We start from the raw sequence: 879 nt of genomic DNA on the forward strand, positions 1-879 counted from the left end.
CGTTAGGTGCAATTATAAACCGACAAATTATGATAAACAAAATATTTGAAATAATAATTGAGGTCATCTTATTTTTAATCGCTTCGTATTTTATATTTTATAAATCGTGGTTGATTTCATTAGCAAAGGAAGTTGCTAAACTTTCTACAATTGAAGAATTTACAAAATTAACTGAAAATGTTAAAAAAGATTTTAATGAGAAAATCGAAAGTTATAAAAGCAAACTTAGTGAAGAGCTGACTTTAAAGATTGAACCTCTAAAATCCGAATTAGCCAAAAACAACATTACGCATCAGATTAAATTTGGTTTTTTACATCAAGAAAGAAGTAAAGTAATATTAGAACTTTATAAAAAATTAATTGAACTACATTCTGCAATGGTTAATTGGACAAATTTCATGCACCCAATTATCGAAGATGGAGATAAAGAGAGTCAGGAGCGAGCGGCAAGAGCAAATGATGCAATTAATGACTTTAGAGATTTTTATTTAGTAAATAAACTTTTTTTTGCTAAATCATTCTGTAAATCCATTGACGAAATATTCGTAGAATATTGGGATAAAGGTTGGGAATTTAGCTTCGGTCAGGAAAGAATTAAAAGGGGAAATTTAGAAAAAGATTACTTAAAACACCATTCTGAACAGATGTCTAAAATATCTAAAGAATTGAGAGAAAATTTGCCAATTAAAATTAATGAAATTGAAGATAAATTTAGAGCAATACTAAACGTAGAAGAAGAATAACTGCACCTAACAGCAAATTTGCACAAAAATGGCTGACAGTGGTTTACTTCAATTCATCAATTATTTACTTAATTTAGTGCGGTACGACAATGGTTTTGCAAGCAATGCCATTTCAGTACAAATTAGCAAACCGTTA

Annotated in this window: 1 protein-coding gene; it reads left to right on the forward strand. The window is 28.8% G+C overall.

The features are described 5' to 3' along the window. On the forward strand, positions 1 to 743 hold a 743-nt coding region (locus tag I5M32_RS16565), incomplete at its 5' end, for a hypothetical protein (protein WP_234462001.1). Positions 744 to 879 lie beyond the last annotated feature (136 nt).

Origin of the sequence: Pedobacter segetis (genome assembly GCF_016623585.1) — a bacterium.
Lineage (GTDB): Bacteria > Bacteroidota > Bacteroidia > Sphingobacteriales > Sphingobacteriaceae > Pseudopedobacter > Pseudopedobacter segetis.